Origin of the sequence: Myxococcus dinghuensis, from assembly GCF_024198235.1 — a bacterium.
In the GTDB taxonomy this organism is placed as follows: domain Bacteria; phylum Myxococcota; class Myxococcia; order Myxococcales; family Myxococcaceae; genus Myxococcus; species Myxococcus dinghuensis.
Map to the genome: position 1 here is coordinate 1 of NZ_JAKCFB010000051.1, position 15,905 is coordinate 15,905.

Genomic DNA, 15,905 nt, shown 5'->3' on the forward strand with positions numbered 1-15,905 from the left:
GCAGGTCCTGTCCGGCCACCGCCTTCTTCGTCCACTCACCCGTGGCCTCGGCCGTGGCGGCGGGCGGCGCGGCGGCGGGCGCGGGCGGCTTCTGCGCGGGCGCGGCGGCGGGCGGCGGGGTGGCGGCGCTGCCAGCGGAGTCCTTCTTGTCGGAGTCCTTGCAGGCGGTGACGGTGAGGCACAGCAGGAGGGTTGTCAGGATTCGGGTTCGCATGGCGCGCGCAGCCTAGCCCACCTGCCACGGCGTCCGGGGAACGACCTGGAGCACCCGGGCCACCGGCCGTCTTCTCGACGGCAGAAGCCACCACCTGCCCTGCGTCCCCGGGGCGGCCCGTCACCCGGACTCGAGCGCCAGGGCCACCATCACCTCCGTGACGTCACCCGGGTGGTAGCGCGACAGGCCCGGCAGGGCGCGCAGCGCGGCCTGGGCGTGGTCCATGTCGTCCAGCCGCACCACGCGCGCGCCCGGCACCTCCGCGTCCACCGCCGTCACCATGCCGTCCGACGCGTAGCGGTAGCGCTCGTGCAGGTAGCGCTGGAGCGGATACATCGTGGAGAGCCGGGACAGGCGGGAGGTGGCCAGCGACACGGTGGGGATGTCCGTGGGGTAGGGGTGCTCCCGGACGAAGTCCATGCGCTGGGGATACGCCAGGTCCTCCACGGAGCGCGATACGCCGTGGAACAGCAGCGGGAAGGCGAAGTCGATGAGGCGCCGCATCTCCGGCGCGGTGGCCAGGTCGTGCGCGATGGAGGAGCCGCCGTAGGGGGCCTGGAGCGTCACCACCGCGCGCACCACGCGCCGCAGCTCCGGGTACAGCGCGAGCACGGCCGTGCACTCCACGCCGCCCTTGCTGTGCCCCACCAGCACCACCGACCGGCCGAAGTGCGCCGCGTCCAGCAGCGCCTCGCGCAGCACCGCCACGTTGTCCCGCAGCAGGCCCTCCGTATCCACCGGCGCCTCGAGCACGTCCAGGCCCCGGCGCTCCAGCCGCTGCACGTTGTCCAGCAGGTAGCCGGGCAGCTCGTCGCCGAGCATGCCGCGCACCAGCACGTACTGGTGGCGCCGGGCCTCCGCGGGCAGCACCGGCTCGCCTTCCTTCACGCGGGCGAGCAGTTGGTGGAAGCGCGGCGTCACGTCGGGCGAGGGCGGCGTCGTGCCCGTCGCGGCGCGCTGGAGCCAGCCGGCGAGACCCCCACAGCCGGGCCCCCACCAGCGGGACGCCGGGGGCAACCCGCGCAGTCCTCGCGTCAGCCGGGCGACGGCGCCGGGCTCGCGCGCGGGAGTGGGGACGGGAGAGGTGGGGTCGGGACCGGGCCACGAAGCCATCGCGGGGGCGGAGCGTAGCGGGAAGCGGGCGCGGCGCGCCAACGCGCGGGAGTCCTTCGCGGCGGCCGCGCTTTCGTCTCGCGGGGCTCGTGCTAAGTAGGTGGAGGGCAGGAGGACTTCGAAGCTGACCACCGGACAGGAATGGCTGGTTGACGCGAGCGGCTGCTCGCCAGGGTTGCTCAAGGACGCGCGGGCGTTGGCCGCGCTCTTCGAGGAGCTCATCGTCCTGCTCGACCTGCGGGTCGTGGGCCAGCCCCAGTGGCACGTGTTCCCGGAGCCCGGTGGCATCACCGGCCTGACGCTCCTGGCGGAGAGCCACCTGGCCATCCACACGTTCCCGGAGCATGGCTTCGCCGCGCTCAACGTGTACTGCTGCCGCCCCCGCACCCGCCCGGACTTCGAGTCGCTCCTGGCCCGGCACGTGGGCGCGGCGTCCTGCCAGGTGCGCGAGCTGAAACGGGGGGTGACGGCGTGACGCAGGGGAGGTGTCCGTCGTGTGGCGCGGACGTGGAGTTCACCGCGGGCTCCGCGCAGGTGGTGGTGTGCGGCCACTGCCAGACGGTGGTCGCGCGCAAGGGCGCGGACTTCGAGGCGCACGGGAAGATCGGCCGCATCCTCGCCACCGACTCCCCGCTCCAACTGGGCCTGGAGGGGCGTCATCAGCGCATCGGCTTCCGCATCGTGGGCCACCTCCAGAAGGACCACGGCGCGGGGCCCTGGGACGAGTGGTACGTCGAGTTCGACGACGGCCGCACCGGGTGGCTGAGCGAGTCCGAGGGCGCCTTCCACCTGCTGTTCGACGCGGGCGTCGAGGACGACGTCTGGCTCGGGGACCTGCACCCCGGTGAGCGGCTGCACCTGCGCAACCGGGCCTGGGTGGTGGAGGAGCGGGGCCACGGCCGCGTCGTCGCCGCGGAGGGCCAGCTCCCCAGCGACGTGGACCCCACGCGGGACTCCCACTACGTCGACGCCACCGGCCCCAAGGGCGCCTTCCTCACCCTGGACTTCGGCACGCGGGACTCGGCGCCGGAGGCCTTCGTCGGCACCCGGCTGAAGCTGGAGCAGCTGGGCATCGACACCGGGCAGCTGCGCACCCGCGCCCGGCGCAAGGTGGACCTGCAACAGGCGCGCTGCACCGAGTGCAACGGCCCGTTGGAGCTGCGCGCGCCGGACAAGTCGCTGCGCGTGGGCTGCCCCTTCTGCGGCGCGCTGCTGGATGTCAGCGGCGGGAAGCTGTCCTTCCTGCGCCTGTTGGAGAAGCCCGACCACGCCCCCCTCATCCCGCTGGGCGCGCGGGGCACGCTGAAGGGCACGGAGTGGACGTGTATCGGCTTCCTCGTGCGCTCCTGCACGGTGGAGGGCGTGCGCTACCCGTGGGAGGAATACCTCCTCTACAACGCCTCCCAGGGCTTCACCTGGCTGATGGTCTCCAACGGCCACTGGGTGTTCCTGGAGCCCATCCCCGCGGGCGACGTGTCGCTGTCACCGCACGTCTCCGCCTTCTTCGAGGGCCGGCGCTACCGGGCCTTCCAGGACGTCACCGCCGTCACGGAGACGGTGCAGGGCGAGTTCTACTGGGAGGTGACGGCCGGCGAGCACGCGGAGGCGACCGAGTACGTGGCGCCGCCGTACTCCATCAACGTGGACGCCACCGAGGACGAGGTGACGTACACCCACGGCGAGTACCTCGCGCCGCAGGTGGTGAAGGAGGCCTTCCAGTTGAAGGCGGTGGGGACGCCGGAGGGCATCCTCCCCAGCCAGCCCAACCCCTTCGCGGGGAGCGTGAAGTCGACCACGCTCTGGTCGCTGGCGTGGATCGCCGGGCTCTTCCTGCTGTCGGGCTTCTTCGCGGCGAGCGCGCTCGACAAGGTGGTGCTGGAGCGGACCGTCAACGTGCCCGCGGAGTCCGTCTCCGGGTCCGCGTCCGCGATGAGCTTCAGCCCGCCCTTCGAGCTGACCAGGCGCGGCAACATGAAGGTGGAGATGACCACCCGCGTGGACAACGACTGGCTGGGCGTCCAGGGCGACCTCGTCAACCAGGAGACCGGGGACGTGGTCAGCTTCTACGAGGAGCTGAGCTACTACCACGGCAGCGACAGCGACGGCTCCTGGAGCGAGGGCAGCCCCTCCGCGAGCACGACGTTGAGCGTGCTGCCGGCGGGGACGTACGTGCTGCGCACCACGGCGTCGTTCGAGGCGGGGGCGCCGCGGGGCCGCGCCTTCGACGTGAAGCTCACGCACGACACGCCCCGGGGCGGCTGGTTCTGCGTGGCGCTGGTGCTCATCCTCCTGGGCCCCGTGCTCGCGTTCGCGCGCTCCAACAGCTTCGAGACGCGGCGCTGGGCGGACAGCAACCTGCACGGGGGATGACGCGCATGGCACGACGAGGAGTCGCGACATGAAGTGGTTCGGTGGCCTGGTGCTGCTGTTGTACGCGGTGGTGATGATGACCGGCTGGGCGCCCTTCTCCGGCGAGGAGCGGGACAAGGTACCCACCAACGTCCGCCGGGGGCCAGGCGGCGTGCTGCTCTGGACTGGTGGCTTTCAGGGAGGGAAGTGATGTTGTTACTGGGCGCAGTGGTCAGCTGGCAGGGAGTGCTGGCGAGCGTCATCTATTCGCTCATCGGCCTGGCGGTGTTCGTGGCGGGTTTCTACGTCATCCGCCTCATCCTCCCGTTCGACGTGCACAAGGAGCTGGAGGCGGACCAGAACACGGCGGTCGGCATCGTCATCGGCTCCTTCATCCTCGGGCTCTCCATCATCGTCGCCGCCGCCATCAGCGGCTGAGCGTGCCGTCCTCCCGCGTGAAGTGACGCCTTGAACAAGACGCTGCTGTACATCACCGTCATCGTCATCGCGACGTGCGGGCTCGTCTACGAGCTCGTCGTCGGGGCGCTGGCCAGCTACCTGCTGGGTGACTCCATCACCCAGTTCTCCACCGTCATCGGCGGCTACCTCTTCGCGATGGGCATCGGCAGCTACCTGTCGCGCTACATCGACAAGGGGGTGGCCCAGCGCTTCGTGGAGGTGGAGCTGGCGGTGGCGCTGCTGGGCGGGCTGTGCGCGCCGCTGCTGTTCCTGACCTTCACGCTGACGGACCTGTTCCACGTCGCGCTGTACGGCAGCGTCATCGTCATCGGCACGCTGGTGGGGCTGGAGATTCCCCTCCTGTTGCGCATCCTCAAGGACCAGTTGAAGTTCAAGGACCTGGTCAGCCAGGTGCTCTCGCTGGACTACCTGGGGGCGCTGGCGGCCAGCGTGGCCTTCCCGCTGCTGCTGGTGCCGAAGCTGGGGCTGGTGCGCACCTCGCTCCTGTTCGGCATCCTCAACGCGGGCGTGGGCCTGTGGAGCACGTGGCTGCTCGCGCCGCTGCTCGGCAACCCGCTGCGCCTGCGCGTCAAGGCGGTGCTCCTGACGGTGCTCCTGGTCGTGGGCTTCGTGCTGGGCGACCGGCTGACGACGTTCTACGAGGACCAGCTCTACGCGGACGACGTGGTGCACGCGTCCAGCTCGCCCTACCAGCGCATCGTGCTGACGCGCGGCAAGCGGGGCTTCTCGCTGTTCCTCAACGGCAACCTCCAGTTCGCCAGCATCGACGAGTACCGCTACCACGAGCCGCTGGTGCACCCGGCGATGATTCGCGCGGGGAAGGTGGAGCACGTGCTCATCCTCGGCGGTGGGGACGGGCTGGCCGCGCGCGAGGTGCTGCGCTACCCGGAGGTGCGCTCGGTGACGCTGGTGGACCTGGACCCGGCGATCACGGGCCTGGCCACGCGCTACGACGAGCTGGCGCGGCTCAACGGGCACTCCATGACGGACGGGCGCATGCGCGTGGTCAACGCGGACGCCATGCGCTTCCTCACCGAGGGCACGCAGCGCTACGACGTGGTGGTGGTGGACTTCCCGGACCCGAACAACTTCGCGCTGGGCAAGCTGTACACCACGGGCTTCTACAAGCTGCTCAAGAAGCGGCTGTCGCCGGACGGCGTGGCGGTGGTGCAGAGCACCAGCCCGCTGTTCGCCCGGCAGTCCTTCTGGTGCGTGGAGGCGACGCTGAAGGCCGCGGGCTTCTGGACGCAGCCGTACCACGCGCTGGTGCCCTCCTTCGGGGAGTGGGGCTACGTGCTGGTGGCCCACGAGGCCCCGGGCTTCCACCGGCCGCTGCCGGAGGGCCTGCGCTTCCTGGACATGGCCACGCTGGAGGCGCTCTCCCAGTTCCCCCCGGACATGGGGCCCATGCCCGCGGAGGTGAACCGGCTGAACAACCAGGTGCTGGTGCACTACTACGAGGCGGAGTGGCGCCGGTGGAACTGACGCGGCGGGAGCTCGTCGCCGCGTTCCTCGGCTCGGCGGTGGCGGCCAGCGCCTGCAAGCGCGAGAGCGCCCCGCGCGCGCCCATCCCCGGCGCCGTGGTGGACCGCGCGGTGGAGCTGGGGCACCGCCTGCGCGGCGGTCCGCTGCCACGGGCGGAGGCCGTGGAGCCGGTGGACGTGCTGGTGGTGGGCGGCGGCGTGGCGGGCCTGTCCGCCGCGTGGCGGCTCAAGGGCGCGGGCGTGAAGGACGTGCGGGTGGTGGAGCTGGAGGCGGAGGTGGGCGGCACGTCCCGTTCGGGGCGCAACGCCGTGTCCGCGTTCCCCTGGGGCGCGCACTACCTGCCGGCGCCGTTGGAGGACCGGGGGCCGGTGGTGCGGCTCCTGCGGGAGATGGGGGCGGTGGCCGGCGTGGACGCGCAGGGCCTGCCCACGTTCGAGGAGGAGCTGCTCATCCAGGAGCCGGACGAGCGCCTCTTCTACCAGGGGCACTGGTACGAGGGCCTCTACCTGCGCGTGGGCGCCACGCCGGAGGACCTGGCGGAGCTGGCGCGCTTCGACGCGCGCATGAACGCCTTCGCCGCCGCGCGCGACGCGAAGGGGCGCAAGGCCTTCGCCGTGCCCACGGCCCTGTCCAGCGACGACGCGGAGTGGACCGCGCTGGACGCGCTGAGCATGGCGGAGTGGCTGACGCGCGAGGGCTTCCGCTCCGCGCGGTTGAAGTGGCTGGTGGACTACGCGTGCCGCGACGACTACGGCGCGGTGTCCGAGCACGTCTCCGCGTGGGCCGGCATCTGGTACTTCGCCGCGCGGCAGAACGGGCAGGGTGAGCGCAGCGAGGGGTTCCTGAGCTGGCCCGAGGGCAATGGCCGGCTCGTCCAGCAACTGGCGTCCTCGCTGCCCCCTGGCGCGGTGTCGCGCGACGTGCTGGCGCACACGGTGACGCCGGGCGAGCAGGGCTGCCGCGTGGACGCGCTGGACGCGCGCACGGGCCAGCCCCGCGCCTTCCAGGCCCGGCAGGTGGTGCTGGCCTGCCCGCGCTTCATCGCCGCGCACGTGGTGGAGCCGTGGCGGCGCGAGCGCCCGTCGTGGCTGGGCGCGTTCAGCTATGCGCCCTGGGTGGTGGCCAACCTGACGCTGTCCTCGCCGCCCGCGTCGCGCGGCTTCCCGCTGGCGTGGGACAACGTCTTCTACGAGAGCCGCAGCCTGGGCTACGTGGTGGCCACGCACCAGCTGCTGCGCCAGGACGAGCGCGGGCCCACGGTGCTCACGTGGTACCTGCCCATGGCGGGCGCGGACGTGAAGGCGGAGCGGGAGAAGGCGCTGTCGGCCAGCTACGCGGACTGGGAGGCGCTGGTGATGGCGGACCTGCGGCCGGCGCACCCGGGCATTTCCGCACAGGCGCAGCGGCTGGAGGTGCAGCGCTGGGGGCACGCCATGGTGCGGCCCACGCCGGGCTTCGTCTGGGGCCCGGAGCGCCGCGCCGCCGCGCAGAGCCTGGGCCGCCACCTGCACTTCGCGCACACGGACCTGGGTGGGCTGGCCCTCTTCGAGGAGGCCAACTGGTTCGGGGTGAAGGCCGCCGAGCGCGTGCTCGCCGAGCTGGACGTCCGCTCGGAGAGCTGGCTGTAGCGGCGGGCGGGCCGGGCCCTGGTCGCCCGGGCGCGCCCCGGGGACAGCGGTGGGCGTCGCGCGGCGTGCCCATCCCTCATCCTCGGGGCGGGCCGCGTGCCGCATTCGCGACAGACGGATGCGTGGCGAGGCGCCGGTCCCCGTGGCTCGACTTCACGGAGGCCCTCATGTCGCTCAAGGAATACAAGCCCGGCACCGCCTTCCCCGGCACCATCGGTCGGACGTGGGAGCAGTCCTCGCCCGCGTGGCCGCGTCCGCTGCGCGCCAGGGACGGCGCGCCCAACGTCCTGTTCATCGTCCTGGACGATACCGGCTTCGGGCACCTGGGCTGCTTCGGCTCGCCCATCCGCACGCCGAACCTGGACCGGCTCGCGCGGGGCGGCCTGCGCTACACCAACATGCACACCACCGCGCTGTGCTCGCCCACGCGCTCGTGCATCCTCACCGGCCGCAACCACCACTCCAACGGGATGGCCACCATCACCGAGGTGTCGCTCGGCTACCCCGGCTACAACGGCACCATCCCGTTCGAGAACGGCTTCTTGTCGGAGATGCTGCTGGAGCAGGGCTACAACACGTATGCGGTGGGCAAGTGGCACCTGACGCCCGCGGAGCAGACGAGCGCGGCGGGGCCCTACAACCGCTGGCCGCTGGGCCGGGGCTTCGAGCGCTTCTACGGCTTCCTCGGCGGGGACACGCACCAGTACTACCCGGACCTCGTGCACGACAACCACCCGGTGCTGCCACCCCAGACACCCGAGGAGGGCTACCACCTCACCGAGGACCTGGTGGAGCGCGCGGTGGACTTCATCGCCGACTCCAAGCAGGTCGCGCCGGACAAGCCCTTCTTCCTGTACTTCTGCACGGGCGCCATGCACGCGCCCCACCATGTCCGCAAGGAGTGGTCGGACCGGTACGAGGGGCAGTTCGACGAGGGCTGGGACGTGTACCGGCGCAAGGTCTTCCGCCGCCAGCTGGAGCTGGGCGTCATCCCTCCGGACACGACGCTGTCCGCGCATGACCCGGACGTGGCGCAGTGGGACAGCCTGTCCCCGGACGAGAAGCGCCTCTACGCGCGGATGATGGAGGTGTTCGCGGGCTTCCTCGAGCACACGGACCACCACATCGGCCGGCTCATCCAGTTCCTCGAGGAGACGGGCGAGCTGGACAACACGCTGGTCATGGTCATCTCCGACAACGGCGCCAGCCCGGAGGGCGGACCGCATGGCTCCGTCAACGAGCTGAAGTTCTTCAACAACACGCCGGAGTCGTTGGAGCAGAACCTGGCGGCGCTGGAGGAGCTGGGCGGACCGAAGTACTTCAACCACTACTCCTGGGGCTGGGCCTGGGCGGGCGACACGCCGTTCCGCCGGTGGAAGCGTGAGGTGTACCGCGGTGGCACCGCGGACCCCTTCATCGTCCACTGGCCCAAGGGCATCCGCGCGCGGGGCGAGGTGCGCACGCAGTACTGCCACGCCATCGACATGGTGCCCACGGTGCTCGACTGCCTGGGGTTGGAGCCGCCCACGGCGTTGCGTGGCGTCACCCAGTCCCCCATCGAGGGCGTGAGCTTCAAGCACTCCTTCAACAACACGCGGGCGGAGAGCCGCCACCACACGCAGTACTTCGAGATGTTCGGCAGCCGTGCGCTCTACCACGACGGTTGGAGGGCGGTGTGTCCCTTCCCGGGGCCCTCCTTCGCGGAGGCCGGCGTGGAGTTCGGCGAGGCGAAGCTCGACGAGGAGCGGCTGCGTCAGCTCGACGCCCAGGGCTGGGAGCTGTACCACGTCGCGGAGGACTGCTCGGAGACGCGGGACGTGGCCTCGCGCGAGCGCGGCAAGCTGCTGGAGATGATCGCCCTCTGGTACGTGGAGGCGGGCCGCTTCAAGGTCCTGCCGCTCGCCTCGCCGGACCGCGCCGTCTTCGCGGTGGAGCGACCGCAAATCTCCCCGGACCGCACGCGCTACGTCTACCGCCCGCATACCTCACCCGCGCCGGAGAACGTCGCGGTCCACGTCCTCAACCGCCCCCACTCCATCACCGCGCGGGTGGACGTGGAGGACGACACGGAGGGCGTGCTGCTCAGCCATGGCGGCCTCACCGGCGGCTACACCTTCTTCATCCAGGACCGGCGGCTGCACTACGTCTACAACTTCGTGGGCGAGCAGGAGTTCCACATCGAGTCCGGGATGGAGATTCCCGAGGGGAGCACGGAGCTGCGCTTCGAGTTCGAGCCCACCGGACAGCCGGACCTGCCCGCGGGCAAGGGCGCGCCGGGCATCGGACGACTCTTCATCGACGGGGACCTCGTCGCGCAGAGCGACATCACCGCCACCATGCCGCTGGTCATCAGCCTGGGCGAGGGGCTGACGTGTGGCCGCGACGAGAACTCGTCGGTCAGCAAGCGCTACCACCCGCCCTTCGAGTTCCGGGGCGGCCGGCTGCGCGAGGTGGTGGTGGACGTCTCCGGCGAGCACCTCCACGACGAGGACGCCGAGCGCAAGACGATGATGGCGCGCCAGTGACTCGTGGTGGCGCCACACCCGGAGGCCCGGCCTCCTCCCCTGCGCTTCAGGGAGGCCGGGCCTCTTCTTGTCCTCACAGCGTCGGCAGCGCCGGCTCCAACCCGAGCAGCACGCCCCCCGTCAGCTCCAGCGTGGGCTGCGCCACCATGGCGTGCTGGGTGATGGTGTGCGCGTCGCGGAAGCAACGTTGGAGCGGGCTCTCCCGGAACACGGCCGTGCCGCCGGCCGCCTCGTACATGCGGTCCACCGCGCGCGCGGCGCCGCGCGTGGCGTGGGTGAGCGACAGGCGCAGCTCCGCCCGGGCGCGCAGCGAGACGGGGCCGCGGGAGGCTTCGTCATACGCCGCCTGGATGGCCTCCAGGGTGAAGGCCCGCGCCGAGCGCACCTGCGCCTCCGCGTCGGCGACGGCCTCCTGCACCGCGGGGCGCGCGGCCAGCAGCCTTCGCTCCACCACCACCGTCTTCTGCCGGGCCAGCGCCGTCAGCGCGTCGATGGCGCGCCGGGCGATGCCCAGCGCCACGGCGGGGATGCCCAGCGACAACAGGCCGAAGGGGAAGCCGTAGAGGGGCCGCGCGAGCACGGGGCGCGCGAAGAGGGAGAAGCCGTGGTCGTCGGGGACGAACAGGTCCTTCACCTCCATGTCGCCGCTGCCCGTGCCGCACAATCCGGAGGAGAACCACGTGTCGTGCAGCACCAGGTGCTCGCGGGGGAGGAGGAACAGCCGCGTCTCCGGGACGCCCTCTCGCACCATGCGCGGCTTGCCTCCCTCCGTCACCACCGCGCCGCCCACCATCCAGTGGCTGTGGTGACCTCCGCTCGCCCAGGGCCAGCGGCCGGTGACCCGGTGGCCGCCCTCGACGCGCTCGGCCCGCCCCAGGGGCGCGGCCACGCCCCCGGTGATGACCTCCGGCGTGGAGAAGATGGCGCGGCCCGCGGACTCGGGGAGCCAGGCGGCGACCATCGCGGTGGCGGAGCCGATCATCGCGCACCAGCCCGCGGCGCCGTCCGCGCGCGCGAGCGCCTCGATGACCTGGAAGGACTGCGTGGGGGGCAACTCCAGGCCGCCGTACTCCCGCGGCACCATCATCCGGAAGACCCCCGCGCGCGTCAGCGTGTCGACCAGGTCCTGGGGCAGCCGGCGCGCCGCCTCGATTTCGTCGGAGCGCGCGGACAGGTCCGGCGCGAGCGCTTCGACGGTGCTCAGCATGGACTGCGTGGAGGCGGTGGGGTGTGGGAGGGCGCTCGTCATCCGGCCAGCCTATGAAGGCCCGTCACCGGATTGCCAGACGGCGCGGGGCCGGGGATGGTGTGGGCCCGAACAGGAGCCGCCCATGCGCACGCTGCCCAGCCGCCAGGTCGTCCTCGCCCGCCACATCCCCGGCCTGCCCGGGCCCGAGCACTTCCGCGTGGAGTCCGTCGAGGTGCGCGAGCCGGGGGAGAAGGAGCTGCGGGTGCGCACGCTGTTCGTGTCGGTGGACCCGGGCACGCTCGCGCGGCTGGGCGGGGTGGACACGTATGCGCCCGCCCTCGCGCCGGGCGAGGTCATCGCGAGCGCCGCCGTGGGCGAGGTGCTCGAGTCGCGTCACCCGCGCTACGCGGCCGGGGACGTGGTGGTGGGCGCGTGGGGGTGGCGCGAGCACGCGGTGGTGGGCTCGCAGGGCCTGCGCAAGGTGGAGCCGGGGCCGCCGGAGTCGTACTCCGCGGAGCTGGGGGTGCTCGGCATCCCCGGGCTGACGGCCTGGTTCGGCATCCTGGAGCTGGGGCGTCCCCAGGCGGGGGAGACGGTGCTGGTGTCGTCCGCGGCGGGCGGCGTGGGCTCCATCGCGGGGCAGCTCGCGAAGCGGCAGGGCGCGCGCGTGGTGGGCATCGCCGGAGGGCCCGCGAAGTGTCGCTGGGTGCTGGAGTCGCTCGGCTTCGACGCCGTCATCGACCACCGCGCGGAGGCCGACCTGGAGGCGGCCATCCGGCGCGCCTGTCCGGGCGGCGTCCACGTGTACCTCGACAACGTGGGCGGCTCGACGCTCGACGCGACGCTGGCGTGCATGGCCTCGAAAGGGCGCGTGGTGGTGTCGGGCCTGGTGGCGGACTACGGCGTGCCCCCGAGCCAGCGCGCCGGGCTGCGCAACACGCCGTACCTCATCACCCACCGCCTGCGCATGGAGGGGTTCGTGGTGTTCGACTACGCCGCGCGCTTCGATGTCGCGCGGGCCGAGCTGCGACAGGGCCTGCGCGACGGGACGTTGCACCACCGGGAGCACGTGGTGGAGGGCCTGGCGTCCGCGCCCGCCGCCTTCGCCGGACTGTTCCGGGGCGAGAACTTCGGCCGCGCGCTCGTGCGGGTGGCGTGAGCCGTCTCGCTACGGACTCACGTGGGTGACGTAGCGCCGCCGGCCGTCCGGCAGGTGCTCCTCGCGGCGCGAGGTCTCCGCGCCCACCTCGATGATGACGATGTCCTGGCGGCGCCCCAGCGCCATCAGCTCACGGGCGCTCGGCTCGACGGGCCGGGCGCCGCCGCCCAGCCCCTCCGGAAAGAAGAAGGCCCGCTCCTGCTCCAGGTAGAGCACGGGCACATGGAGGCCGTCCTCTTCCATGCCGGCCGGGACGACGACGTCCACGGTGCGGGCGGGCGCCTCCAGGTGGAAGCCACACGAGGTGGCCAGGACGAGCAGCGACAGCAGCCATGCGCGCATGACGGTCTTCCTTGCCGCGACCAGGGGCCGGGCATTCGTGAGGCGGTGGTGGGAGGGGCTTCGGGGACGCGGGCGGGAGGCCGCCCGCGTCCGGGCCGGGTGTCAGGGCTGGGGTGTGACGTCACAGCGCCCGGCGGCGCGTCGGGACAGGTCCTCGGCGACGGAGCGCAGGAGGGTCCCGGTGACGGTGGAGCGGTCCTGCGTCTCGTCCTCGTCGTCGCCCCCGTGGGTGAGCCACGCGGCCATGCGGCCCAGGCTCGCGGCGGTGACGACGTGCAGCTTCACTTCCACTCGCACGCGGTAGCGCTCCCCGGGCTCCGGTCTCGACTCCAGGGTCCAGGCGACGCGCTCCAGGGCCAGCACCTCGGGCGTTTCGCCCAGGGCCCTTCCGTCCAGGAAGTAGCCGCCCCGCGAGAAGGCGAGCACCTGGGTGACGCGGGTGATGTCCACCTGGGTGTCGAACCAGAGTGAACGGCGTCGCCACAGGGTCAGCTCCACCTCCAGCCGGCCCGCCATGCCCAGGCGCACCAGCCGGTCCAGCTCCGAGGAGACGAAGTCCAGCGCCTCCGCGCGCGCGATGACGCGGCGCCCGGAGACGGTGGCGGCGCAGGCGACGTGGGGCTCCTCGGCCCACGCCCCGGGCGCGAGCAGGCCCGCCACGGCGAGCAGCGCCGCGCCGAGTCCGCGTCTCGTCCGTGTCCCGATGGGTGCCATGGGCCTCAGAACGTCCGCACGAAGAACAGGCGGGCCTCGGGGGTGGCCGTGGCCTTCTCGTCGGTGCGCCAGGCGACGTCCACGCGCACGTCGTCGGAGAAGTGGAAGGAGGTGCCCAGGCCGATGCGGGCGTCGGTCCACCGGTCCTCCTGGTGCACGGTGCCGATGTCCGCGAAGAGGCCGAAGAAGTTCCAACGGTACTCGGCGCTGGCGAGCACCGACGCGTCGCCCCGGTACTCCTTGAAGCCGAAGCCCCGCAGCGCGCTCCAGCCGCCCAGCGCCTCGCGCTTCTGCTCGGGCAGCCGCTCGCCGCCCGCGCCGCGCAGGCGCAGCCTCAGGCCCGTGTCGTTCCAGCCCGTGGGCACCACCAGCGAGAAGTCTCCCACCAGCTTCCAGAACCGCTCGTCCGCGCCACCCGCCGCGGGTCCCTCGCCCACCTCGAGGGTGACGAGCGAGCGCAGGGACGGCGTGCGCCAGGTGTCCTTCCCTTCGTCGAGCAGCGGCGTCTCCGGCGTGCGGAACAGCGAGCCGACGTCCTCCGAGCGCTGCGGGTTGCTGGCGTACTCCAGCCGCACCACGACGGACTTGAAGCGCCCCTCGGACACGGGCGTGTTGGGGAAGGGCGTGGAGTCGCGGCGGAAGAGGGTGAGGGGCGGCGAGAAGGTGCGCAGCGTCTGGTAGCGGTCGTCGTGGTACGAGACGCCGGCGAGGAAGGACTCGGACCAGCGCCACGTGGCGAAGCCGGCGAAGCCCTTGCGGCGGAAGTAGTCGCGGTCCGGCCGGTTGATGAGGAACGAGTAGATGGACGAGTCGATGTCGCTCATCCGCCAGCGGTCGAGCGTGTCGGTGAAGTCGTGGACCTGCGCGCCCAGCTCCGCGAGCCCCGCGGCGGGGACACGCAGCTTGGCCCCGGCGAGCAGGTTGGGGCGGCGCTGACGCTTCGTGCCCTCCTCGTCATCGGGGATGCGCTGGCCGCCCAGCCGCAGGGGGATGAAGGCCGCGGCGTCGAGCGTGGTGTGGACCCGGTCCTTCGAGTCCCAGATGCGCAGCTTGCCCGACAGGCCCGGCGCGAAGCCCGTCACCTGGGTGTGCACGGGCAACAGGTCCACGTCCAGGTCCGGACGGCGCGGGCGCACGTGGACGACCAACCGCGAGCCCTCGAGCCCCACGCCCTGGCTGTGGCCCTCCTCGGCCCACAGCTCGAACAGCTCGCGCCAGTTCAGCTCGAACTCGACGCGCTCGCGGCGGCGGCGCTCGGGGCGCTTCGTCTCCTCCGTGTGGTAGTGGCGGACGCCATCCGGCGCCTGCTCCTCGACGATGCGCGCGGCGCGGCGCCGGGAGAGCTCCTGCTCGTCGCCGTCCAGGCTCCCCGCCTCGAGGAAGGGCAGCCGCTCCTGGAGCCGGTCCATGGCGCGGCGCGCGTCGCTGCGCAGGAAGACGTCGCCGGGCTTCAGGTCGAGCGCGCCGCGCACGCGCTCGGCGATGGCGCCGTCCACGCCCACCACGTCGATGCCGTCCAGGCGCCCCTCGTCCACCTTCACCGTCAGGCGCCCGTCCGGCGTCAGCGTGCCGGAGAGGCTCGCGAGCAGGTAGCCCTGGTCGCGCAGGTCCACGAGCGCCCGCTGCATCGCCGCGCTCACGCCGCCCAGCGCGACGCCGGCGCGGAACTTCCCGCGCTCCATGCGCGCGAGCCACTCACGCGGCGGACGCGGAGGCGGGCAGGGGTGCACCACGGAGAGCGTGCCGCGGACGCCGTCCAGGCGCAGGGTGGCGACGAGCTGGTCGTCCTCCTCGTCGTCCTCGTCCGGGAAGCGGGGCGGCAGGCGGAACAGCTCCTCCAGCACCTCGTCCTCCTGGAGGTCCTGGAGCCCCTCCACGCTCACCCCGGTGACGATGGGGTTCTCCGTGAGGTGGACCTCCAGCACGGCCGGGCCCTGCTCGGGGACGCGCACGTGGGGCTCGACGCGGGCGAAGAGGCCCGTGTGCGCCAGCCTGCGCAGCAGCGCCTGGGCCTGCCGGGGCGTGAGCACCTGCCGCGGCGCCGTGGTGGGGTGACCGACGAACGCCCGCACCTGCTTCTCGCTCAGCCGCTGGAGGCCGTGGAGCTCGACGAGGCCCGGGGCCAGCACGCGCCCATCCAACGTGAGCTGGAGCGGCGCGAGCACCGCGGCCTCCTCGGAGTCGGCCTCGTCGTCGAGGTCCTCGTCCTCGCACGCGTCATGACGCCGGGGCGCCTTCGACGCGGACGCCTCGAAGGGGTTCTCCTCGGTGCTCGCATCCGACGTCTCGTCCTCCCCCTCCTCCTCGGAGCGCTGGGGCGCGGCGTCCACGGCGGGGGCCGGTCCGGGCTGCCCGGCCGTGGGGGCCTCCGTCTTCACGGGGGCGGGCTGGCCCGGAGCGGTGGCGGAGTCCTGGGGGGCGGGAGCGCTGCCGGGTTGCGGCGAGGGCTGCGCGCCGGCGGCGAGCGAGGCGAGGCAGAAGATGAGCGCGAGGCGGTTCATGCGCGGAGGGCAGAGCATGGAGCGTTCCAGCCGGGACGATGCGGCAAGTGCTTGAAAGCACGGATGCCCGCCTGTCGCATCGATGTCATGGGCACATCCTGATGTCGAATCAGGATGTGATACTGACATCGCGCCTGGTGATTGCCGCGTCCCCTCCAGGAAAGGGAGAGGGACTCCGCGTGCTGGCGTCGCTCCCGCTGGCGGCG

13 protein-coding genes and 1 pseudogene are annotated in these 15,905 nt (G+C 72.5%); 8 read left to right on the forward strand and 6 right to left on the reverse strand.

Annotation, left to right across the window (positions count from 1 at the left end; genetic code table 11):
* Positions 1–214, reverse strand: a pseudogene (locus LZ198_RS37670) (peptidylprolyl isomerase); the annotation flags it as partial.
* Positions 215–334: 120 nt separating this feature from the next.
* The gene (locus LZ198_RS37675) at positions 335–1,327 is read right to left on the reverse strand and encodes a lipase family protein (RefSeq protein ID WP_253976985.1); all 993 of its coding nucleotides are present in this window, start codon (positions 1,325–1,327) and stop codon (positions 335–337) included.
* A gap of 100 nt (positions 1,328–1,427) precedes the next feature.
* Between LZ198_RS37675 and speD the strand changes: the two genes are divergently transcribed.
* From speD to LZ198_RS37710, 7 genes are all read left to right on the forward strand, one after another.
* Positions 1,428–1,802: an adenosylmethionine decarboxylase gene (speD, locus tag LZ198_RS37680; RefSeq protein WP_253976986.1), complete on the forward strand. Its 375-nt coding sequence runs from the start codon at positions 1,428–1,430 to the stop codon at positions 1,800–1,802.
* Positions 1,799–3,697: a DUF4178 domain-containing protein gene (locus tag LZ198_RS37685; RefSeq protein ID WP_253976987.1), complete on the forward strand. Its 1,899-nt coding sequence runs from the start codon at positions 1,799–1,801 to the stop codon at positions 3,695–3,697. The genes speD and LZ198_RS37685 overlap by 4 nt, the downstream gene beginning before the upstream one ends.
* 28 nt (positions 3,698–3,725) lie before the next feature.
* On the forward strand, positions 3,726–3,887 hold the full coding sequence (locus tag LZ198_RS37690; protein ID WP_253976988.1) for a hypothetical protein: 162 nt from the start codon (positions 3,726–3,728) through the stop codon (positions 3,885–3,887).
* Positions 3,887–4,114, forward strand: a complete 228-nt coding sequence (locus LZ198_RS37695) for a DUF350 domain-containing protein (protein ID WP_234066390.1) — start codon at positions 3,887–3,889, stop codon at positions 4,112–4,114. The genes LZ198_RS37690 and LZ198_RS37695 overlap by 1 nt, the downstream gene beginning before the upstream one ends.
* Before the next feature lie 30 nt (positions 4,115–4,144).
* The gene (locus LZ198_RS37700) at positions 4,145–5,641 is read left to right on the forward strand and encodes a polyamine aminopropyltransferase (RefSeq protein WP_253976989.1); all 1,497 of its coding nucleotides are present in this window, start codon (positions 4,145–4,147) and stop codon (positions 5,639–5,641) included.
* Positions 5,632–7,269 carry an FAD-dependent oxidoreductase gene (locus tag LZ198_RS37705; RefSeq protein WP_253977027.1) on the forward strand — a complete coding sequence of 546 codons (1,638 nt, stop codon included), beginning with the start codon at positions 5,632–5,634 and terminating at the stop codon, positions 7,267–7,269. Before LZ198_RS37700 ends, LZ198_RS37705 begins: the two co-directional genes overlap by 10 nt.
* A gap of 167 nt (positions 7,270–7,436) precedes the next feature.
* Positions 7,437–9,794, forward strand: coding sequence for an arylsulfatase (locus LZ198_RS37710; protein ID WP_253976990.1), 2,358 nt, complete (start codon positions 7,437–7,439; stop codon positions 9,792–9,794).
* A gap of 73 nt (positions 9,795–9,867) precedes the next feature.
* Here LZ198_RS37710 and LZ198_RS37715 read toward each other — a convergent pair whose 3' ends face one another.
* Positions 9,868–11,043: an acyl-CoA dehydrogenase family protein gene (locus tag LZ198_RS37715; protein ID WP_253976991.1), complete on the reverse strand. Its 1,176-nt coding sequence runs from the start codon at positions 11,041–11,043 to the stop codon at positions 9,868–9,870.
* A gap of 82 nt (positions 11,044–11,125) precedes the next feature.
* Here LZ198_RS37715 and LZ198_RS37720 point away from each other — a divergent pair, with 82 nt between their 5' ends.
* Positions 11,126–12,142: an NADP-dependent oxidoreductase gene (locus LZ198_RS37720; RefSeq protein WP_253976992.1), complete on the forward strand. Its 1,017-nt coding sequence runs from the start codon at positions 11,126–11,128 to the stop codon at positions 12,140–12,142.
* Between the two features lie 9 nt (positions 12,143–12,151).
* Here LZ198_RS37720 and LZ198_RS37725 read toward each other — a convergent pair whose 3' ends face one another.
* The 3 genes from LZ198_RS37725 to LZ198_RS37735 all read right to left on the reverse strand — a co-directional run bounded on the left by LZ198_RS37725 (position 12,152) and on the right by LZ198_RS37735 (position 15,717).
* Positions 12,152–12,484, reverse strand: a complete 333-nt coding sequence (locus LZ198_RS37725; RefSeq protein WP_253976993.1) for a hypothetical protein — start codon at positions 12,482–12,484, stop codon at positions 12,152–12,154.
* Positions 12,485–12,586: 102 nt separating this feature from the next.
* Positions 12,587–13,198: a hypothetical protein gene (locus LZ198_RS37730; RefSeq protein WP_253976994.1), complete on the reverse strand. Its 612-nt coding sequence runs from the start codon at positions 13,196–13,198 to the stop codon at positions 12,587–12,589.
* 5 nt (positions 13,199–13,203) lie between these two features.
* Complete coding sequence (locus LZ198_RS37735; protein WP_253976995.1) at positions 13,204–15,717, reverse strand: BamA/TamA family outer membrane protein; 2,514 nt, start codon at positions 15,715–15,717, stop codon at positions 13,204–13,206.
* Positions 15,718–15,905: the final 188 nt, after the last annotated feature.